The organism is Mesorhizobium sp. M0478 (assembly GCF_040321305.1).
GTDB lineage: Bacteria > Pseudomonadota > Alphaproteobacteria > Rhizobiales > Rhizobiaceae > Mesorhizobium.
Window position 1 is genome coordinate 317,354 of record NZ_JAMYRH010000007.1, and the last position, 20,188, is coordinate 337,541.

Genomic DNA, 20,188 nt, shown 5'->3' on the forward strand with positions numbered 1-20,188 from the left:
CCGTTCCGACTGCCCGAATTTTGGGCAGTCGAAACATACTGATCGCCGATATCCTCCAAATCACCGATTGCGCTTGATTTTCTCCCGCGACGCCAGTGAAATGGCGTCACAGGGGAGTATGCGATTGGCAGCGTTCGATGAAATGCTTCCGGAAGTTTCCGGGCTTAGACAACCGTATACGGCTTACGACCGCTGGCTGAAGGAGCAGGACCCGGCCAGGCTTACCGAAAAGATGCAGGACGCCGAGCGCGTCTTCCGCAAGACCGGCATTACCTTCGCCGTCTATGGCGAGCAGGAAGCCTCCGAGCGGCTGATCCCCTTCGACATCGTGCCGCGCATCATCTCCGGCAATGAATGGCGAAGGCTGACGCAAGGCATCGAGCAGCGCGTGCAGGCGCTGAACGCTTTCCTCGACGACATTTACCACCGCCAGGAAATCCTGCGCGCCGGCCGCGTGCCGAGGGAGCTGATCGCCAGGAACGAGGCGTTCCTGCCGGAAATGATCGGAGTGCGGCCACCGGCCGGCGTCTACACCCACATTATCGGCGTCGATATCGTCCGCATCTCGGAGAACGAGTTCTACGTGCTGGAGGACAATGCGCGCACGCCGTCGGGGGTCTCCTACATGCTGGAGAACCGCGAGACGATGATGCAGCTCTTTCCCGAACTGTTCCAGCAGATCAAGGTGCGGCCGGTGGAGAATTATCCGCAATTGCTGCGCCAGTCGCTGGCGGCAGTGCGGCCGCAAAGCACCAAGGGCGCACCGACCATTGCCGTGCTGACGCCGGGCAGCTTCAACTCCGCCTATTTCGAACATGCCTTCCTCGCCGACCAGATGGGCGTGCAACTGGTCGAAGGCCAGGATCTGCGCGTTGTAGACGGCCACGTCGCTATGCGCACGACCGAAGGCTACAAGCAGATCGACGTGCTTTACCGGCGCGTCGACGATTCCTTCCTCGATCCGCTGACCTTCCGGCCGGACTCGGCCCTTGGCGTGCCTGGCATCATGGACGTCTACCGCGCCGGCAACATCACCATCGCCAACGCGCCGGGAACCGGCATCGCCGACGACAAGGCGATTTATTCCTACATGCCCGACATCGTCGAGTTCTACACCGGCCGCAAAGCCATCCTCGGCAACATCCCGACCTGGCGCTGCTCGGAGCCCGACAGCCTGAAATACGTGCTCGAACACATCCATGAGCTGGTCATCAAGGAAGTGCACGGCTCCGGCGGCTACGGCATGCTGGTGGGGCCGGCTGCGACCAAGAAGGAATGCCAGGATTTCGCCAAGAAGCTGCAGGCGAAGCCTTCCAACTACATCGCCCAGCCGACGCTGGCGCTGTCGACCTGCCCGATCCTGACAGAAAAAGGCCTGTCGCCGCGCCATGTCGACTTGCGACCCTATGTTCTGGTCTCCGACCGAATCCAGATCGTGCCCGGCGGCTTGACGCGGGTGGCGCTGAAGGAGGGGTCGTTGGTCGTGAATTCCTCGCAAGGCGGCGGGACGAAGGATACGTGGGTGTTGGACGATTAGGTAGGCAGTAGGCAGTAGGCAGTAGGCAGTAGGCAGTAGAGGGACAAGAAATGCCATATTCCACAGAGATTCAAATGCTTACTAATCCCTACTCACTATTCCCTACTCACTAGCCCGAAGGGTCTTGCCATGCTTCTCGGCCGCACCGGCAACGGGCTCTACTGGATGAACCGTTATATCGAGCGGGCGGAAAACATGGCGCGTCTGGTCGATGCCGGCCTTCGCATGGCGCTGACCCGCACCCAGAGCGCGTCGGAAGAGTGGAATTCGGTGCTGCTCAGCGCCGGCTCCGACGTCACCTTCACGCAGAAATACAAGGACTACACCGCCGCCAATGTCGCCGACTTCCTGCTGCGCGACACCTCGAACCCGTCGAGCACGATGTCGGCGATCGAGACCGCTCGCAACAATGCCCGCATGGTGCGCACCGCGCTGACGCGCGAGACCTGGGAGAGCATCAACGAAGCCTGGATGGCCCTGAAGCGCATGCTGGCAAAGCCGATCGACGAGCGCGACCTGCCGAGTGTGCTCGACGCCATCAAACGCGAGACGGCGCTGATCCGCGGCTCGTTCTACGGCACGATGCTGCGCAACGAGATCTTCGACTTCTCACAACTCGGCACCTATGTCGAGCGGGCCGACAACACGGCACGCATCCTCGACGTGAAATACTACGTGCTGCTGCCGTCGATCTCCTGGGTCGGCTCGAGCCTCGACAACTACCAATGGGAATCGATCCTGCGCTCGGTGTCGGCGCACCGTTCCTATCGCTGGGTCTATGAGGCCGACTACAAACCCACCAACATTGCCGACTATCTGATCCTCAATGTGCGCATGCCGCGTTCGCTGACCTTCTGTTATCGTTTTCTTGCCGAGCATCTGAAGTTCCTCGGCGACGACTATGGCGACCGTCATGCCTGCCACGCCACCGTCGACAGGACACAGGCGATGCTGCAGGCAGGGTCGATCAAGGACATATTCGACGCCGGCCTGCACGAATTCCTGGCCAGGTTCATTCAAGACAACACCAAGCTTGGCGAAGAGATCGCACAAGATTACCGGTTCAATTGAGCATGATCGCGAACCGAAGGGCCGCGCTAGCGACAAGTGGGACCCGGTTTTCGGATAAGATCATGCTTACAAACGGAAAATAGGCATGCGGCTCAAGATCACCCACCGTACCGAATACCGCTACGACGCGCCGGTGCACTATCTGTTGCAGCGGCTACGCCTGTTACCGGTCAGTGGCCCGACGCAGACCGTGCTGTCCTGGGCGCTGAAGATCGAGGGCGCGCGCGAGGAAGTCCGCTTTAACGACCATTTCGGCAACGATAACAGGCTGTTGAGCGTCGAGGGCGAGCGCGACTTCATCACCGTCGAGGCCTCCGGCGAGGTTGTCACGCGCGACACAGCGGGCGTCTCGGGTCCGCATCACGGCTTTGCGCCGCTGTGGCTGTTCAGCCAGGAGACAGCTTTGACCATCCCCGGCGAGGGCATAAGCGAGCTTGCCGCGGCGGTCGGCAAAGGTACCGACATCGAAAGGCTGCATCGGCTGATGGCGCTGATCGTCGAGCGCGTCGCCTACACGCCGGGCACCACCAGCGTGACGACCCCGGCGGAAGAGGCATTGGCGCTGAAGACCGGCGTTTGCCAGGATCACAGCCACATCTTTGTCACCGCAGCCCGCGTCATGGGTTTTCCGGCCCGCTATGTCAGTGGCTATCTGATGATGGATGCGGCCATCGAGCAGGCGGCAAGCCATGCCTGGGCCGAAGCTCATGTTCAGGGTCTCGGCTGGGTCGCCTTCGACGCCGCCAACGGCATTTCCCCCGATGAACGCTATGTCAGGGTAGCCACCGGCCGTGATTATCGCGACGCCTCGCCGGTGTCGGGAATTCGACTGGGACAGGCGGAGGAACAGCTTGCAGTCACCGTCACGGTAGAGCAGTAGTCTCCGGCAAGATCGCTGCCTGAAGAGATTCCATGACTTATTGCGTCGGCCTCAAGATCGATCGTGGGCTCGTGTTCATGTCGGACACGCGCACCAATGCCGGGATGGATTCGATCTCCACTTTCAAGAAGATGCATGTCTGGGAAGAGCCAGGCGAGCGCGTCATCGTACTGATGTCGGCCGGCAATCTGGCTACGACGCAGGCCGTGGTCAGCCTGCTCGACGAGCGCACCAAGGCGGTGGCGGAACGCCACGCGACGCTGCTCGAGACCCCATCCATGTACCAGACGGTGCGGCTGGTCGGCGACACCGTCAAGGAAGTCATCGCCAGCTCGTCGCCTGCCGGCGAAAAGGCGGATTCCTATTTCAACGCCTCCTTCATCCTCGGCGGCCAGATCAAGGGCAGCCCGCCACGGCTGTTCATGATCTATCCCGAGGGCAATTTCATTGAATCGACCGACGACACGCCGTTCTTCCAGATCGGCGAGACCAAATACGGCAAGCCGATCATCATCCGTGCCTATGAAAGGACGATGAGCCTGGCTGAAACGGTCAAGCTCTTGCTGGTATCGTTCGATTCGACGCTGAAATCGAACCTGTCCGTCGGCCTGCCTCTCGACCTGCTGTTCCTGGAGGAGGATACGTTCACGGTGGGTTTGAAAAAGCGCATCGGCCAGGACGATCGATATTATCGTGCTATTTCCGAAGGCTGGTCGAACGCGTTGAAGACGGCCTTTGCCAGCCTGCCGGATTTTCCGGGGTAGCGCGGGAACCTTCGTCGCGGTTGCCTGTCTCTATTTAACATGTTAATCAAAATTCAAACGGCTGGCTGATCGGCGCGTCGGGAGGATCCATGGACAACGAGCAATTCCGCGACTGGTCGAGGCGCGCCGCCGACTGGGGCGCTGATTACCGCGCCGGCCTTCGCGATCGGCCCGTGCGACCTGCCATAGCGCCGGGCGAGATCTTCAGGAGCATCGAAGCTTCTCCGCCGGAGGCCGCGGAATCGATGGAGACGATCTTCGCCGATTTCGAAGCCAAGATCGTGCCCGGCATGACGCATTGGCAGCATCCGCGTTTCTTTGCTTATTTCCCGGCCAATGCAGCACCCGTCTCGGTGGTTGCCGAATATCTGGTCTCTGCGATGGCCGCGCAGTGCATGCTGTGGCAGACTTCGCCGGCGGCGACAGAGCTTGAGACGCGCATCGTCGACTGGATGCGCCAGGCGCTCGGCCTGCCCGAAGGCTTTTCCGGCGTGATCCAGGACTCCGCATCATCGGCGACGCTGGCCGCCGTGTTGACCATGCGCGAGCGCACGCTCGACTGGCAGGGCAACAAGAAGGGTCTTTCCGGGCAGGGCAGGCTGCGCGTCTATTCCTCCGACCAGGTGCACACCTCGATCGACCGCGCCATCTGGGTCGCCGGCATTGGCGAGGAAAACCTCGTCCGCATTCCCGTCGCCGGCACCTACCGCGCCATGGATACCGCGGCTTTGGAAGCGGCGATTGTTGCCGACCGCGCGGCCGGCCTATTGCCGGCCGGCATCATCGCGTGCGTCGGCGGCACCAGCACCGGCGGCACCGACGACATCGCTGAAGTGGCCGCGGTGGCCAAACGCCAGGGGCTCTATCTGCATATCGACGCCGCCTGGGCCGGATCGGCCATGATCTGCCCGGAATACCGGCATTTCTGGACCGGTGTCGAGGGCGCGGACTCGATCGTCTTCAACCCGCACAAATGGCTGGGCGCGCAATTCGACTGCTCGATCCAGTTCGTCCGCCAGCCGGAGGATCTCGTGCGCACGCTGGCGATCAAGCCGGACTATCTGAAAACTCGCGGCCATGACGGCATCATCAACTACTCCGAATGGTCGGTGCCTCTCGGCCGTCGCTTCCGGGCGCTGAAGCTGTGGTTCCTGCTGCGCGCCCATGGCCTCGAGGCGCTGCGCACCATGATCCGCAATCACGTCGCCTGGAGCGAAGGCATAGCAGCGCGCCTGGCCGAGGAGGAGGATTTCGAGCTCGCCAGCCAGCCGATGCTGTCGCTGTTCTCGTTCCGGCATCGCGCCACATCCGGCGCTGACTGCGACGAGCACAATCTGCGTCTGGTCGACGCCATCAACAATGACGGCCGTATCTACCTGACGCAGACGCGTGTCGATGGGCGGGTCGCCATCCGCTTCCAGGCAGGCCAGTTCGAGACAACCGCGGCCGATGTCGATACCGCCTTCACTGTCATCTGCGAGTGTGCAAGATCCCCGAAGGACTGACAGGGATTGCCCGGGTGGTTGCCGCCGCCGGGGCAAGCCAGCAAGGACTTGCGAGCAAGCATATGGCCGGAAGGGCTGAAGGGGTTAGCCAGAATCTGACGGGCGTCTGGAGCGGGCGCTATTTCTATCCGCGCGAACTGCCGCCGGTTTCCTTCGTTGCAACGCTGATCGAGACGGCAACCAGCTTGACGGGGATGACCCACGAACCGGCGGCGACCAGCACGGCAAGATACGCAAGCCTGCAGGGGCAGCGAGAGGGCAACGCCGTCTCCTTTACCAAGACATACGACAAGGCCGAATTGAAGGCGCACCCGATTCACTACAGCGGCATCATCAACGGTGATGCAACCGAGATCAAAGGCACTTGGCGGATCCCGGGATACTGGTCCGGCAATTTCCTGATGATCCGCTCGCCAGGTAAAGTCGCGGCTGTCACCCGCAAGGTGGCGGAGCGGGTCTGAGCCGTATCTGCCCGGTTCGCCTTTGCAATCATCGATATTTCATTAGCCGGCGTCTCCCTTTTCATTGCTTTCGTTTTCAGCTACAAACAAGAAAAACGAAAACGGGAGGTTCTCAGTGTATTTGTCGCCGCGCCATGCCGAGATCATCCAGATGGCGAAGGACCATGGCCGTGTGCTGGTCGATGACCTCGCCACGCATTTCAACGTGACGCCACAGACCATCCGCAAGGACCTCAACGATCTCTGCGACCAGCGGCTGCTGACGCGCATCCATGGCGGGGCCCTGTTCCCGTCCGGCATCGAGAACATGGAGTATGAGGCGCGCCGCAAGATTGCCGCCGACGAGAAGGAGGCCATCGGCCGCGCGGCGGCCAGGCTGATACCCGACAACGCCTCCCTGTTCATCAACATCGGCACCACGACCGAGTCGGTCAGCAAGGCGCTGCTCGACCATACCGGGCTGATGGTCATCACCAATAATATCAATGTTGCCAACAGGATGCGCATCTATCCTTCGATCGAGGTGGTAATCGCCGGCGGCGTCGTGCGTGGCTCCGACGGCGGCGTTGTCGGCGAGGCCGCGGTCGATTTCATCAGGCAGTTCAAGGTCGACTATGCGGTGATCGGCGCCTCGGCCATCGACCATGACGGCGCGTTGCTCGATTTCGACTTTCGCGAAGTGAAAGTGGCGCAAGCCATCATCGCCAATGCCAGGCATGTCATCCTGGTGTCCGACCAGACCAAGTTCGAACGCACCGCGCCGGTTCGCATCGGCCATCTCTCGCAGGTAAACACCTTCATCACCGACCGTTGCGACATCCCGTCGGTGCGCAAGATCTGCGAGGAAGCGGAGGTTCAATTGATCGAAACGTCGCTCGGCTAAGCTATCGATCACGGTCCCGTTACATTTCGTTTGACATTCGTTCTTATTTCGAAATAATCCCGCTACGGTTTCGTAAAAACCTAAAAATGCTGCAATGCGAAATCGCGGGAGGGCTTTGTGGACGCAGTCCGTGACATCTTCGTCATCGGTGGCGGCATCAATGGCTGCGGCATCGCCCGCGACGCCGTTGGGCGGGGCTTTTCGGTATTTCTGGCCGAGATGAACGATCTTGCCAGCGGAACCTCCTCCGGCTCGACCAAGCTGATCCACGGCGGTCTGCGCTACCTCGAATTCTACGAGTTCCGGCTGGTGCGCGAGGCGCTGATGGAGCGCGAGGTTCTTTGGAAGAACGCGCCGCACATCATCTGGCCGATGCGCTTCGTGCTGCCCTATGCCAAGGGCCTGCGCCCGGCCTGGCTGATCCGGCTCGGCCTGTTCCTCTACGATCATATTGGTGGCCGCAAATTGCTGCCGGCGACCCGAACACTGGACATGTCCAAGGATCCGGCGGGCAAGCCGCTGAAGCCGCTGTTTCACAAGGCCTTCGAGTACTCGGACGGCTGGGTCAACGATGCCCGGCTGGTGGTGTTGAACGCGCGTGACGCCGCCGACCGCGGCGCCACCATCCGCACCCGCACGAAAGTCGTCGGGGCGCGGCGCGAAGGCGATCTATGGGCGATCCGCGTGGAAGACGTGCGGACGGGAGATGCCGACGAGGTCAAGGCCCGGCTGCTGGTCAATGCCGCCGGTCCATGGGTCGACCACGTCCTGTCGACCACCGTGGGCCAGAACGACGTGCACAATGTGCGCCTGGTGCAGGGCAGTCATATCGTCATCAAAAAGAAATTCGATGATCCGCGCGCCTACTTCTTCCAGAACAAGGACGGGCGCATCATCTTCGCCATCCCTTACGAGGAAGAATTTACGCTGATCGGCACCACCGATCGCGACTATCCCGGCGATCCGCATGACGTGAAGATCAGCGACACCGAGATCGACTATCTCTGCGCGGCGGCGAGCGAATATTTTGCTGAAGCCGTGACGCGCCCCGACATCGTCTGGACCTATTCGGCCGTGCGCCCGCTCTGCGACGACGGCGCTTCGAAGGCGCAGGAAGCGACCCGCGACTATGTGTTGAAAGCCGATGGCGGCGAGGGCAAGGCGCCGATCGTCAACGCTTTCGGCGGCAAGATCACCACCTACCGCCGGCTGTCGGAATCGATGCTGGAAAAGATCGAAGGTTTTCTCGGCAAGCGCGGCAAGCCGTGGACGGCGAACGCGCCCTTGCCGGGCGGCGATTTCCCGGCCACCGGTTTCGACGTCCAGGTGGCGAAGCTGAAGAGCGCCTATCCTTTCCTCGACCAGCGCCTGGCGCGTCGGTTGACCAGGCTTTACGGCACGCGCGCGCAAGTGCTGCTCGGCCTCGCCAAGTCGAACGCCGATCTCGGCCGCAATTTCGGCGCCGATCTCTATGAGGCCGAGGTACGCTACCTCAGCGAAAACGAATGGGCGCTGACCGCCGAAGATGTATTGTGGCGTCGCACCAAGCGCGGTCTGCATCTCAGCCGCGAACAGGCCTCGGCGCTTGACGAATTCATGCGCGGCATCAGCCGGCGCCATGTCGCGGCAGCGGAATAGGGAAGGCGATTGATGCACAAAGCCTGGGAGGAGGCATCATGCTGGAACTGAGAAACGTGACGAAGATGGTCGGCGCGGTGGAGCATATCCGCGACGTGTCGCTGACGCTTCAGCACGGCTCGCTCAACGTTTTGCTCGGGCCGACACTGTCGGGCAAGACAAGTCTGATGCGGCTGATGGCCGGGCTCGACGTGCCGACCACCGGTTCAGTCTGGTTCGACGGCCAGAATGTCACCGGCATGCCGGTGCAGCAGCGCAAGATCGCCATGGTCTATCAGCAGTTCATCAACTACCCCGCGATGACCGTCTACGAGAACATCGCCTCGCCGTTGCGCGTCGCCGGCACCGACCAGGCCAAGATCGACAAGGAAGTCCGCAACGCGGCAGGGCTTCTGAAGCTCACACCCTATCTCGACCGCACGCCGCTCAGCCTGTCCGGCGGACAGCAGCAGCGTACGGCGCTGGCCCGCGCCATCGTCAAGAATGCCAGCCTGGTGCTGCTCGACGAGCCGCTCGCCAATCTCGACTACAAATTGCGCGAGGAGCTGCGCGCCGAACTGCCCAAGATATTTGCCGCCGCCGGCACCATTTTCGTCTACGCCACGACTGAGCCGCATGAAGCCTTGCTGCTCGGCGGCAATACGGCGACGCTGTCCGAGGGGCGGATCACCCAATTCGGGCCGACCATCGACGTCTTCCGCAAGCCGATCGACCTGGTGACGGCGAAAACCTTTGCCGATCCGCCGCTCAACACCATCGTGCTGGCCAAGAAGGGCCCGGATTTCCTGCTCGAGGGCGGCGTCAAGCTGCCGGTGCCGGCCGAACTCGCCGGCATTGCCGACGCCAATTACACGATCGGCTTTCAGCCGCATCATCTGTCGCTGGAGCGGCCCAACGCTGCCGCGGTGCCGGTGCGCGCCAAGGTGACGATCACCGAGATCACCGGCTCGGAAAGCTTCATCCACCTCGATTTTGCCGATGCGCGCTGGGTCATGCTGACCCACGGCATCCGCGATTTCGAGCCGGACGCCGAGATCGAGGTGTTTATCGATCCGCGCCACATCATGGTCTTCGACAGCAACGGCAGCGCCGTCGCCGCGCCGAAGCTTGCGGCCTGAGGGGGAAGAGATGGCGCGCATCGACGTCAACCATGTCAGGCACTCCTACCTGCCCAATCCGCAGAAGGATGCCGATTTTGCGCTGCGGGAAGTGCACCACACATTCGAGGATGGCGGCGCCTATGCGCTGCTTGGGCCCTCGGGTTGCGGCAAGACCACGCTGCTCAACATCATTTCGGGACTTCTGCACCCCTCGCACGGTGAGTTGTTGTTCAACGGCAAGGACGTCACCAATCTGTCGACGCAGGAGCGCAACATCGCGCAGGTGTTCCAGTTCCCGGTCATCTACGACACCATGACCGTTTACGACAATCTTGCCTTCCCGCTGCGCAATCGCGGCGTGCCGGAGGCCGATGTCGACCGCAAGGTGCGCGAGACGCTGGAGATGATCGACCTGGCGTCGTGGGCGAAGAAGAAGGCGAGGGGCCTGACCGCCGACCAGAAGCAGAAGATCTCGCTCGGCCGCGGCCTGGTGCGCTCGGATGTCAATGCCATCCTGTTCGACGAACCGCTGACGGTTATCGATCCGCACATGAAATGGGTGCTGCGATCGCAGTTGAAGCAACTGCACCGCCGCTTCGGCTACACCATGGTCTATGTCACCCATGACCAGACCGAGGCGCTGACCTTCGCCGACCAGGTCGTCGTCATGTATGATGGCGGCATCGTCCAGATCGGCACGCCGGCTGAATTGTTTGAGCGCCCGCGCCACACATTCGTCGGTTACTTCATCGGCTCGCCCGGCATGAACGTCATGCCGGTGGCGATCGACGGCAAGACTGCGACCATTGGCAGCCAGCGCATCGAGTTGCCCGGCGCGCCAAAGACCGCCGCTGGGAGCTCCGGCGCCATCGAACTCGGCATCCGCCCCGAATATGTCAGGCTCGGCCGCGAGGGCATGGCGGTTAAAATAAGCAAGGTCGAGGATCTCGGCCGCCACAAGGTGGTGCGCGCCAGCCTCGAAGGCCGCGAGATCGCTGCCGTCATCGGCGAGGACGAGAGCGTGCCGGCCGACCCAAAGGTTCGCTTCGATCCGGCCGGCATCAACATCTATGCCGATTCCTGGCTGGTTGAGATGGGGCGTGTCGAGATGGGGGCATAGATGGAAAAGACCTGGAACAACAAGGCCTGGTTCCTGGTGCTGCCGGTGCTGGTGCTGGTGGCGTTCTCGGCCGTCATTCCGCTGATGACGGTCGTCAACTATTCGGTGCAGGACACCTTCGGCAACAACGTCTTCTTCTGGGCAGGCACCCAGTGGTTCGAGGAACTGCTGTCGTCCAGCCGCTTCTGGGAAGCCATGGTGCGCAACCTGATCTTCTCCTTCATCATCCTGGCCATCGAAGTGCCGCTCGGCATCTTCATCGCGCTCAACATGCCGAAGAAGGGTTGGGGCGTGCCGGTCTGCCTGGTGCTTATGTCGTTGCCGCTGCTCATTCCGTGGAACGTCGTCGGCACCATCTGGCAGGTCTTCGGCCGCAACGACATCGGCCTGCTCGGCTACTACGTCAACGCGCTCGGCATCGACTACAATTACGTGCAGGATCCGTTCGACGCCTGGGTCACCATCATCATCATGGACGTCTGGCACTGGACCAGCCTTGTCGTGCTGCTCTGCTATGCCGGCCTGGTTTCGATCCCGGATGCCTTCTACCAGGCGGCCAAGATCGACGGCGCCTCGCGCTGGGCGGTGTTCCGTTATATCCAGCTGCCGAAGATGCAGCGTGTGCTTTTGATCGCCGTGCTGTTGCGCTTCATGGATAGCTTCATGATCTACACCGAGCCCTTCGTCGTCACCGGCGGCGGCCCCGGCAACTCGACCACCTTCCTGTCGATCGACCTCGTCAAGACCGCGCTCGGCCAGTTCGACCTCGGTCCGGCGGCCGCCATGTCGCTGGTCTACTTCCTGATCATCCTGTTGTTGTCGTGGGTGTTCTACACCGTGATGACCAACTACGACGCGGAGCGCTGAGATGAGCGGCGCCAACGAAAGAGCCGACAGAGTGAGCGAAACCACCGCTTCGGGAAAATTGGCGAGCACGCTTTCGCAGGATCAGGTCGCCCGGCTGATGCGCAAGCGCGGCGAGGAATCGCGCTGGTGGTGGATCGTGCCGACGATCTACATCATCGTGCTTCTGCTGCCGATCTACTGGCTCATCAACATGAGCTTCAAGACCAATGCCGAGATCGTCTCCTCGCTGACGCTCTATCCGCATCAGCCTACGATCGCCAACTACGTCACCATCTTTACCGACGCCTCCTGGTACTCGGGCTACATCAACTCGATCACCTATGTGGTGATGAACATGGTGATCTCGGTGGCCGCCGCGCTGCCGGCGGCCTACGCCTTTTCGCGTTACCGCTTCCTCGGCGACAAGCATCTGTTCTTCTGGCTGTTGACCAACCGCATGGCGCCGCCGGCAGTGTTCGCGCTGCCGTTCTTCCAGCTCTATTCGGCTTTCGGCCTGATCGACACCCACATCGCCGTGGCGCTGGCGCACTGCCTGTTCAATGTGCCGCTGGCGGTGTGGATCCTCGAAGGCTTCATGTCGGGCGTGCCCAAAGAGATCGACGAAACAGCCTATATCGACGGCTACTCCTTCCCGCGCTTCTTCGTCAGGATTTTCATGCCGCTGATCGCCAGCGGCATCGGTGTCGCGTGCTTCTTCTGCTTCATGTTCTCATGGGTCGAGCTTTTGATCGCTCGCACGCTGACGACCACCGATGCCAAGCCCATCGCCGCCACCATGACCCGCACCGTCTCGGCCGCCGGCATGGACTGGGGCCTGCTTGCCGCCGCCGGCGTGCTGACGCTGATCCCCGGCGCGCTCGTCATCTGGTTTGTCCGCAACTACATCGCCAAGGGCTTCGCCCTGGGGAGGGTGTGATGAAACAAACGCACGGGTTCATCCTCACCACCACTGCCAAGGGCTTTGCCCTGGGGAGGGTGTCACCATGAATCTCGACCTCACCTGGATGGCGTGGACGTGGCCGACGGCGGCGTTCTTCGGCACCATTCTTCTGCTGCTGTGCGGCATGGCGTTTTGGGAATTTGCCTCGCCGGGCGGCAATCCGCGCGTCGGCATCCTGCGCTTCGAGACGACGCGCGGCGACCGTCTTTTTCTGTCGCTGCTTGGCAGCGCCTTTATCCATCTCGCTTGGCTGGGTCTTGTCGGATCCAACCTGTGGTGGGCTCTCGCTCTCTCCGTGGTCTACGCCGTCGGCGTGTTCCGCTACGTATAGAGGGGGAAACTGTTGGATCGACCGCGTGCCGGCGGCCGTTCCAGATCGCACTTGAAACCTAAATGTGGAGGAAACCTATGCGACGGCAATTTTTAACATCAACAACTGCCCTTGTCCTGTTGCTCGGGGTAGGCAACGCCTACGCCGGAATGGATGAGGCCAAGGCGTTTCTGGACAAGGAAATCGGCCCGCTGTCGACGCTCGACCGCGCCGGCCAGGAAGCAGAAATGCAGTGGTTCATCGATGCCGCGAAGCCTTTCGCCGGCATGGACATCAAGGTCGTGTCCGAAACCATCGCCACCCACCAGTATGAATCGCAGGTGCTGGCGCCGGCCTTTACCGCCATCACTGGCATCAAGATCACGCATGACGTCATCCAGGAAGGCGACGTCGTCGAGAAGATCCAGACCCAGATGCAGACCGGCCAGAACCTTTATGACGGCTGGGTCAACGATTCCGACCTGATCGGCACCCACTGGCGCTACCAGCAGGTCCGCAACCTGACCGACTGGATGGCGGGCGAGGGCAAGGACGTTACCAATCCGAACCTCGACCTGAAGGATTTTATCGGCACCTCCTTCACCACCGCGCCGGACAAGAAGCTCTATCAGCTGCCCGACCAGCAGTTCGCCAACCTCTACTGGTTCCGTTACGACTGGTTCAACGACGAGAAGAACAAGGCCGACTTCAAGGCGAAATACGGCTACGACCTCGGCGTTCCCGTGAACTGGTCGGCCTATGAGGACATCGCCGAGTTCTTCACCGGCCGCGAGATCGATGGCAAGAAGGTCTATGGCCACATGGACTATGGCAAGAAGGACCCGTCGCTCGGCTGGCGCTTCACCGACGCCTGGCTGTCGATGGCCGGCAACGGCGACAAGGGCCTGCCGAACGGCCTGCCGGTCGACGAATGGGGCATCAAGGTCAACGAGAAATCACAGCCGGTCGGCTCCTGCACGGCGCGCGGCGGCGACACCAACGGCCCGGCTGCCGTCTACTCGATCCAGAAATACCTCGACTGGCTGAAGGCCTACGCTCCGGCCGAAGCCCAGGGGATGACGTTCTCCGAATCCGGCCCGGTGCCGGCACAGGGTGCGGTCGCGCAGCAGATATTCTGGTACACCGCCTTCACCGCTTCGATGGTCGACGCCGGCGCCAAGGCGGTGCTGAACGACGACGGTACGCCGAAGTGGCGCATGGCCCCGTCGCCGCATGGCGTCTACTGGAAGGACGGCATGAAGCTCGGCTATCAGGACGTGGGTTCCTGGACGCTGATGAAGTCGACGCCGACCGACCGCGCCAAGGCCGCCTGGCTCTACGCGCAGTTCGTGACCTCGAAGACGGTCGACGTGAAGAAGAGCCATGTCGGCTTGACCTTCATCCGCGAAAGCACGATCCACGACAAGAGCTTCACCGAACGTGCGCCGAAGCTCGGTGGTCTGATCGAGTTCTACCGCTCGCCGGCCCGCGTTCAGTGGTCGCCGACCGGCACCAACGTGCCCGATTATCCGAAGCTGGCACAGCTCTGGTGGCAGGCGATCGGCGATGCCTCGTCCGGCGCCAAGACGGCGCAGGAAGCCATGGACTCGCTCTGCGCCGAGCAGGAAAAAGTCATGACCCGCATCGAGAAGTCGGGCGTCCAGGGCGATATCGGCCCGAAGATGGCCGAAGAGCATGACCTCGCCTACTGGAACGCCGACGCGGTCAAGAACGGCAATCTCGCGCCTCAGCTGAAGATCGAAAACGAGAAGGAAAAGCCGATCACCATCAACTACGACGAACTGGTGAAGAGCTGGCAGAAGTAATCTTGGCGTACGCGCCAGGATCATAGTGAACGGGGAGGCGGCATCTTGCCGTCTCCCCTGTTTGTATAGGCGAGCTACCGGGAGGACTAATGACCGGATACATCCTTGCAATCGACCAGGGTACGACATCGACCAGGGCGATCCTGTTCGACGGCGCGATGAAGGTCGCCGGCAGCAAGCAGCAGGAATTCACGCAGCATTATCCTGCCTCCGGCTGGGTCGAGCATGATCCGGAAGAGATCTGGGCAAGCGTCGTCGCCACCGTCAAAGGCGCGCTGAAGGCCGCCGGCCGCGAGGCTTCGGATGTGGCGGCGATCGGCATCACCAACCAGCGCGAAACCGTCGTCATCTGGGACAAGGCGACCGGCAAGCCGATCCACAATGCCATCGTCTGGCAGGACCGCCGCACCGCGCCGCTCTGCCAGAAGCTGAAGAAACACGGCCTGGAGAAAAAGTTCACCAAAAAGACCGGCCTGCTGCTCGATCCCTATTTCTCCGGCACCAAGATCGCCTGGATGCTGGACAAGGTGAACGGTGCGAGAAAGCGCGCCGAAAAGGGCGAACTGCTCGCCGGCACCATCGACAGTTTTTTGATCTGGCGGCTGACCGGCGGCAAGGTGCATGCGACAGATGCCACCAACGCCTCGCGCACGCTGGTCTACAACATCGAGAAAAATGTCTGGGACGACGAGCTGCTCTCCATCCTGCGCATCCCGGTGGCGTTGCTGCCTGAGGTCAAGGATTGCGCCGACGACTACGGCGTGACGGAAAAAAGCCTGTTTGGCGCCGAAATCAAAATCCTTGGCGTGGCCGGCGATCAGCACGCAGCGACCATCGGCCAGGCCTGTTTCGAGCCAGGCATGATGAAATCGACCTATGGCACCGGCTGCTTTGCGCTGCTCAACACCGGCGCCGATCTGGTGCGCTCGAAGAACCGGCTGTTGACCACCATCGCCTATCGGCTGAACGGCAAGACTACCTATGCCTTGGAAGGCTCGATCTTCATCGCGGGTGCCGCCGTGCAATGGCTGCGCGACGGCATCAAGGTGATCGGCAAGGCCGAGCATAGCGGCGTTTTGGCGGCAACCGCCGACCCCACGCAGAACGTCTATCTGGTGCCGGCTTTCGTCGGTCTCGGCGCGCCGCATTGGGACGCCGAGGCGCGTGGCGCGATCTTCGGGCTGACCCGCAACTCTGGCCCGGCGGAGTTCGCCCGCGCGGCGCTGGAATCCGTCGCCTACCAGACGCGCGATCTCCTCGACGCAATGCGCAAGGACTGGAAGGGGGCGTCGGCCAAAACCGTGCTTCGCGTCGACGGCGGCATGGTGGCCTCCGACTGGACCATGCAGCGGCTGGCCGATATCCTCGATGCGCCGGTCGATCGCCCGACCATTCTGGAGACGACGGCGCTGGGTGCGGCGTGGCTTGCCGGCTCGAAAGCAGGCGTGTGGCCGAAGGCGAAGGATTTTGCCAAGAGCTGGGCGCTCGAGCGCCGCTTCAAGCCGGACATGGATGCCACGGTGCGTTCGGCAAAACTGGCCGGCTGGCGCGATGCGGTGCGCCGGACGCTGAGCGTACGGTAGTAAATCGTGGCGGGGGAAGGGGATGAATCCACACTGGTATGTCGCCTGGCGCGACGAGGCTGTCGAACAATTGGATGCAAAGAATGCACGCTTGCAGCAGGCGTTCCGATCGGCAGTTGGCCTCGCTATGACTATGATCTGACAGAAGGAAAGCTTCTGTTCTCGGACAACGGCATCACCAAGGTCGTCGCCGAAATCCAAATCGCCGGATCGACGAGTGCCAAGGCCAGCAACTGGCTCTGGGCTTGGGCAAATTCAAACCTGCCTGGCGAACTGCTTGCCGACGCAAAGCTGGTTCGGTCATTCGGACAGGAGCATTCCATTGATGAGCTGGCTCAATCCTATGCGATAGATTTGAACAACGACCTGGAAGTGCTCGGCTGGAAGACGACCGCAGTTGCGGTTCGAATCTGCAACGGCCTCGGCCCATACCGTTCTCCGCGTGGTGAAGGCGGAGCCCTGTATCTGATCTTCAAGAGCGTCAATTGGGCCAGCTAATCCGCCGCGCCCGTACCCAAGCAACCTACGGAAAAGCCCGCGCCGTTGCCGGCGCGGGCTTTTCTACACAACACTTGGTACCAACTCAGCTCAATAGGGCGAATTGCACTGCCGACGCGGGCCGTAATTGGGCTGGAATGTGTTGTCCGAAGCGCGGTACGACCGATAGCGGTCGTAGCACCACTGCACATGGGCATCGCCGCGGTTGTTCTCGCTGTTGACGATCGCGCCGGTGATCAGGGCGCCGGTGGCGAAGGCAGCCAGCGGGAACCAGTAGTCGCCGTGACGGCGATAGCCGCGGTGATATTCGCGATAGCCGCGATGGCCATTCCAATAGCTGCCGCCATCATTGTTGCGCGAGAACTGGCGGCCTACGCGGAAATCGCGATTGCCGGAATTGCGGTTGCCATGGCGCATCCACCGCCAGTTGTCATGACGAGAATCGCCCACATTCACGATGTCGGACGAAGTTGCTGATGACTGGGGCACGAACATCTGGGCGGCATTGGCCGGCATAGCGGCGGCCGCGGCAAACGAAATTGACAGGGTGGTCGCCAGTAGACCCGTTGCGATCTTGTTCATGATCTTCTCCTTGAAGGGTGGTTGACGTCCCTTGTGAGACGAAAACGGCCCGCTCGTGCGATGGTTCCCACCAAAACAGTAAGTTGCTGATTTGTAATGTTTCTCGAATTTGGCGCGTGAGAAAAGGCGCGTTTGGCGCGCCAACAGATCGAAGCGGCGACCACGTTGCGGGCGCGGCTCACCGGGCTGGTGACGACGCAATTTGCGGCGCGTCTGGCGATGGCTGAAACCCCGTTCGAACGGCCATCTTTTTCCGGTTGACCGGTCGCGGCACTCTCCCTATGTTCCGCGCAATTTCGAGGGCGGCCTTTAGAGCCCGCGGGAGCGCGTAGCTCAGCCGGTAGAGCAACTGACTTTTAATCAGTAGGTCTCGGGTTCGAACCCCGACGCGCTCACCAAAAACCCAAGTAAATCAAACGATTGTGGTAGGTGAGGGCGGTCTTTTGTGTCCGCTGAAATCCATGTCCGCACTATGTCCGGAAAACTGGCCATTGTTTCGTCTGTGACAGTGCGACACTCGCCTTGGTTGATGCGACATCACGAGGCGATCATGGGTGTGATTGAGGACGTTCGAATAGTCGACTGGCCGGCGATCCCCTCAATTCACGTCGACGGACTCAACGGCGGCAACTTAGCCGACAGGTGTGGCTTACTAGCTACATACAAGGTTGCAGGTTTATGGCACTAAGTTCCTGACATTGTGCTGGGGATTCCGATGAAAGCCTTTCTTTTCGCTTCACTTATCGCGCTTTCGGTGACCGGGCCGGCGATCGCCGCCGACACCATTACTGCTCCTGTGGACACCCCTGAATGGACCTGGCAAGGACCTTACGCTGGTATCTTCGGCGCGGGGACGCTGGAACACTACAAGATACATGAGCCGAACATTGGTGCCGGTGCTACCCACAGCCCAGGCTCGGCAACAATCGGCGGCTTTGCGGGCTATAACTTCCAGTCCGGCACGATTGTCTACGGCCTCGAAGGCGAGCTTGGGTATCGCTTCAAAAAGAACACCTTCAACGACATTCCAGGACCAGGCGTCCTCGACGCATCCACCGGGTTGTTCGGCTCTGTAAAGGGTCGAGTCGGCATGGACATGGGCGCGTACATGCCGTTCGTCACTGCGGGTGTAACCGCGGCGAAGTTGAAGACGTTCTATCCAGGTGGCGACGCGGAGCGCGATGCCACCTTGGTAGGCGGCATCGTTGGAGCAGGTTTAGACGTCGCACTCACCCATAACGTGTTTTTGCGCGGAGAGTATGATTTCTCCTTCTTTGGCAAGAAATCGCTAGAATATTGCGGTGGCGGGTGCACACTCGAACACACGGTTCAGACGCACGACTTCCGCGTCGGCGTCGCGATGAAATTCTAGCAGTAGAGAGATCGCCCGCCAGCGAAGCGTGAGCCGGCGGGCTTTTCGGGAGGCACTCTCTGGCCACAAGAAACCCGCCGCTGAGGGGGGCTCAGGGCGGCGGGTTCTGCACCTTGAATAGAGCGGCCACTTTCCGGAGAAAACCGCTGCACGACATAAACCCGCAGAGGCGGCTCTTGTTCCAGACAATTTTAAGAACCAGCCAGCACTTCCTGCGATTTCAGATCCTCGCCCCACATGATCGTCTCGCCGTAATCTTCCGGGCAATAACCCTCAGCGTCGCCACCTTCCTCGTCGTCGGCGTTGTCTAGCTCAAGATCGCATGTGTCGCCGGCCGGCAGGTTGGGAGCGGTGCCGGACAGGAATGACTGCCCGCCGTTATGCGCCCAGCCCAGAGACGGCTCCTCGTCGCCGGTTTCCTCGTCGTCGCAAAAGTCGGCTTCCATCAAATCCAATGCCGTCACCAGCGACATCGCCCGGTCCAGGAGATCGTTGAGCCGCTTCTCGATCGACTGGCGGCCAGACGCGCGGGTCTGTTCAGGCGCTCCGAGACCAAGGGGTCAACCGGCCACCCTCAGAAGCAGTGCGACACCGATCGCATAGGGGATCAGCACTGCCGCCAAGGCGACCCACATGCCCGGATCGGCGAATACCTGCATCTGGCTGCGAAGCTGTTCCATGGCACCAAACGGCAAAAGACCCGCTGTGTTCCCCAAAATGCAAAAAAGCCGGCCACCTTTCGGCAGCCGGCCAGTTCCAACAGAAGGGAACGGTGCACTGATGGGGCAGTGCAACGCCCGAAGTGTTTCGAGGCTACAATGTTCCAAGGGGATTTCCATCGAATCCTGTTCGATCTAGAATCGGACCATGGAAGCGATCTTCGACTGTATCTCCAACGTCCACACAGAGCCCCGCCAGACGCATGACGTAACGTCAAGAATCAGATATCGCTTGTGTTGCGGCGGACCTGATTACCGTCCGGCCGGCGCTGATCAGGCAATCTCCCACTGCGGCGCCGGCCATTTTCGTTGCACCCCGCGCGGGAGCCGCCTTGGCTGACGTCCATTAGCTCCCGCTCATCTTGACCCCGGGCGCAATGTATTGTCCGTATATGAACTCGACGAGTGAGGGCACTGCATCGCCATGTAGGCGGTCGGCCCCCGCGGCTGTCGAGCGATGTTTGAGGGAGCAGCGCATTGTTCGTCGATTACTACGAACTCTTGGAGATCAGCCCAAACGCCAACTCGGAGA

20 protein-coding genes and 1 tRNA gene are annotated in these 20,188 nt (G+C 61.3%); 19 read left to right on the top strand and 2 right to left on the bottom strand.

Annotated elements, in window-relative coordinates; translation table 11 throughout:
- The first annotated feature begins 124 nt into the window (after positions 1-124).
- From NKI64_RS19205 to NKI64_RS19280, 16 genes are all read left to right on the top strand, one after another.
- Entirely contained in the window at positions 125-1,537 is a 1,413-nt protein-coding gene (locus NKI64_RS19205; RefSeq protein ID WP_023670964.1) for a circularly permuted type 2 ATP-grasp protein, read from the top strand.
- Between the two features lie 129 nt (positions 1,538-1,666).
- Positions 1,667-2,608, top strand: a complete 942-nt coding sequence (locus NKI64_RS19210; RefSeq protein ID WP_352669405.1) for an alpha-E domain-containing protein — start codon at positions 1,667-1,669, stop codon at positions 2,606-2,608.
- A gap of 85 nt (positions 2,609-2,693) precedes the next feature.
- Positions 2,694-3,488, top strand: a complete 795-nt coding sequence (locus NKI64_RS19215; RefSeq protein ID WP_023670966.1) for a transglutaminase family protein — start codon at positions 2,694-2,696, stop codon at positions 3,486-3,488.
- A 32-nt stretch (positions 3,489-3,520) separates the two neighbouring features.
- The gene (locus tag NKI64_RS19220) at positions 3,521-4,252 is read left to right on the top strand and encodes a proteasome-type protease (RefSeq protein ID WP_023684646.1); all 732 of its coding nucleotides are present in this window, start codon (positions 3,521-3,523) and stop codon (positions 4,250-4,252) included.
- Between the two features lie 89 nt (positions 4,253-4,341).
- Positions 4,342-5,757: a pyridoxal phosphate-dependent decarboxylase family protein gene (locus NKI64_RS19225; RefSeq protein WP_023815793.1), complete on the top strand. Its 1,416-nt coding sequence runs from the start codon at positions 4,342-4,344 to the stop codon at positions 5,755-5,757.
- Between the two features lie 14 nt (positions 5,758-5,771).
- A complete protein-coding gene (locus tag NKI64_RS19230; RefSeq protein ID WP_023693406.1) occupies positions 5,772-6,218 on the top strand; it encodes a hypothetical protein in 447 nt (148 codons plus the stop codon).
- 115 nt (positions 6,219-6,333) lie between these two features.
- A complete protein-coding gene (locus tag NKI64_RS19235; RefSeq protein WP_023670971.1) occupies positions 6,334-7,101 on the top strand; it encodes a DeoR/GlpR family DNA-binding transcription regulator in 768 nt (255 codons plus the stop codon).
- Positions 7,102-7,218: 117 nt separating this feature from the next.
- On the top strand, positions 7,219-8,739 hold the full coding sequence (gene glpD / locus NKI64_RS19240; protein WP_352669408.1) for a glycerol-3-phosphate dehydrogenase: 1,521 nt from the start codon (positions 7,219-7,221) through the stop codon (positions 8,737-8,739).
- Positions 8,740-8,777: 38 nt separating this feature from the next.
- Positions 8,778-9,857 (top strand): ABC transporter ATP-binding protein, encoded by a 1,080-nt coding sequence (locus tag NKI64_RS19245; protein WP_023684650.1) that lies wholly within the window; start codon positions 8,778-8,780, stop codon positions 9,855-9,857.
- 10 nt (positions 9,858-9,867) lie between these two features.
- Complete coding sequence (locus NKI64_RS19250) at positions 9,868-10,959, top strand: ABC transporter ATP-binding protein (RefSeq protein WP_023700777.1); 1,092 nt, start codon at positions 9,868-9,870, stop codon at positions 10,957-10,959.
- The gene (locus NKI64_RS19255) at positions 10,960-11,826 is read left to right on the top strand and encodes a carbohydrate ABC transporter permease (RefSeq protein ID WP_023670975.1); all 867 of its coding nucleotides are present in this window, start codon (positions 10,960-10,962) and stop codon (positions 11,824-11,826) included.
- A 1-nt stretch (position 11,827) separates the two neighbouring features.
- Positions 11,828-12,742, top strand: coding sequence for a carbohydrate ABC transporter permease (locus tag NKI64_RS19260; protein ID WP_023670976.1), 915 nt, complete (start codon positions 11,828-11,830; stop codon positions 12,740-12,742).
- Between the two features lie 67 nt (positions 12,743-12,809).
- Positions 12,810-13,097 carry a DUF2160 domain-containing protein gene (locus tag NKI64_RS19265; protein WP_023670977.1) on the top strand — a complete coding sequence of 96 codons (288 nt, stop codon included), beginning with the start codon at positions 12,810-12,812 and terminating at the stop codon, positions 13,095-13,097.
- Positions 13,098-13,174: 77 nt separating this feature from the next.
- The gene (locus tag NKI64_RS19270; RefSeq protein ID WP_023670978.1) at positions 13,175-14,902 is read left to right on the top strand and encodes an ABC transporter substrate-binding protein; all 1,728 of its coding nucleotides are present in this window, start codon (positions 13,175-13,177) and stop codon (positions 14,900-14,902) included.
- A gap of 89 nt (positions 14,903-14,991) precedes the next feature.
- Positions 14,992-16,485 (top strand): glycerol kinase GlpK, encoded by a 1,494-nt coding sequence (gene glpK, locus NKI64_RS19275; RefSeq protein ID WP_352543563.1) that lies wholly within the window; start codon positions 14,992-14,994, stop codon positions 16,483-16,485.
- 6 nt (positions 16,486-16,491) lie between these two features.
- Positions 16,492-16,983: a DUF6882 domain-containing protein gene (locus tag NKI64_RS19280; protein WP_023746168.1), complete on the top strand. Its 492-nt coding sequence runs from the start codon at positions 16,492-16,494 to the stop codon at positions 16,981-16,983.
- Positions 16,984-17,073: 90 nt separating this feature from the next.
- Here NKI64_RS19280 and NKI64_RS19285 read toward each other — a convergent pair whose 3' ends face one another.
- Complete coding sequence (locus tag NKI64_RS19285; RefSeq protein ID WP_023734331.1) at positions 17,074-17,565, bottom strand: BA14K family protein; 492 nt, start codon at positions 17,563-17,565, stop codon at positions 17,074-17,076.
- Between the two features lie 132 nt (positions 17,566-17,697).
- Here NKI64_RS19285 and NKI64_RS19290 point away from each other — a divergent pair, with 132 nt between their 5' ends.
- The 3 genes from NKI64_RS19290 (at position 17,698) to NKI64_RS19300 (ending at position 18,937) form a co-directional block, all read left to right on the top strand.
- Positions 17,698-17,826, top strand: coding sequence for a hypothetical protein (locus tag NKI64_RS19290; RefSeq protein ID WP_023746169.1), 129 nt, complete (start codon positions 17,698-17,700; stop codon positions 17,824-17,826).
- Positions 17,827-17,887: 61 nt separating this feature from the next.
- A tRNA-Lys gene (locus tag NKI64_RS19295) sits at positions 17,888-17,963 on the top strand.
- Positions 17,964-18,280: 317 nt separating this feature from the next.
- Entirely contained in the window at positions 18,281-18,937 is a 657-nt protein-coding gene (locus NKI64_RS19300) for an outer membrane protein (protein ID WP_352504380.1), read from the top strand.
- 191 nt (positions 18,938-19,128) lie between these two features.
- Here NKI64_RS19300 and NKI64_RS19305 read toward each other — a convergent pair whose 3' ends face one another.
- Entirely contained in the window at positions 19,129-19,410 is a 282-nt protein-coding gene (locus tag NKI64_RS19305; RefSeq protein WP_352669415.1) for a hypothetical protein, read from the bottom strand.
- Between the last annotated feature and the right edge of the window lie 778 nt (positions 19,411-20,188).

Coding starts and splice junctions, on each gene's coding strand:
- glpK (WP_352543563.1), top strand. CDS start 14,992: ATGACCGGATACATCCTTGCAATCGACCAGGGTACGACATCGACCAGG.
- NKI64_RS19265 (WP_023670977.1), top strand. CDS start 12,810: ATGAATCTCGACCTCACCTGGATGGCGTGGACGTGGCCGACGGCGGCG.
- NKI64_RS19300 (WP_352504380.1), top strand. CDS start 18,281: ATGAAAGCCTTTCTTTTCGCTTCACTTATCGCGCTTTCGGTGACCGGG.
- NKI64_RS19260 (WP_023670976.1), top strand. CDS start 11,828: ATGAGCGGCGCCAACGAAAGAGCCGACAGAGTGAGCGAAACCACCGCT.
- NKI64_RS19305 (WP_352669415.1), bottom strand. CDS start 19,410: ATGTCGCTGGTGACGGCATTGGATTTGATGGAAGCCGACTTTTGCGAC.
- NKI64_RS19250 (WP_023700777.1), top strand. CDS start 9,868: ATGGCGCGCATCGACGTCAACCATGTCAGGCACTCCTACCTGCCCAAT.
- NKI64_RS19270 (WP_023670978.1), top strand. CDS start 13,175: ATGCGACGGCAATTTTTAACATCAACAACTGCCCTTGTCCTGTTGCTC.
- NKI64_RS19245 (WP_023684650.1), top strand. CDS start 8,778: ATGCTGGAACTGAGAAACGTGACGAAGATGGTCGGCGCGGTGGAGCAT.
- NKI64_RS19215 (WP_023670966.1), top strand. CDS start 2,694: ATGCGGCTCAAGATCACCCACCGTACCGAATACCGCTACGACGCGCCG.
- NKI64_RS19255 (WP_023670975.1), top strand. CDS start 10,960: ATGGAAAAGACCTGGAACAACAAGGCCTGGTTCCTGGTGCTGCCGGTG.
- NKI64_RS19220 (WP_023684646.1), top strand. CDS start 3,521: ATGACTTATTGCGTCGGCCTCAAGATCGATCGTGGGCTCGTGTTCATG.
- NKI64_RS19210 (WP_352669405.1), top strand. CDS start 1,667: ATGCTTCTCGGCCGCACCGGCAACGGGCTCTACTGGATGAACCGTTAT.
- NKI64_RS19225 (WP_023815793.1), top strand. CDS start 4,342: ATGGACAACGAGCAATTCCGCGACTGGTCGAGGCGCGCCGCCGACTGG.
- NKI64_RS19285 (WP_023734331.1), bottom strand. CDS start 17,565: ATGAACAAGATCGCAACGGGTCTACTGGCGACCACCCTGTCAATTTCG.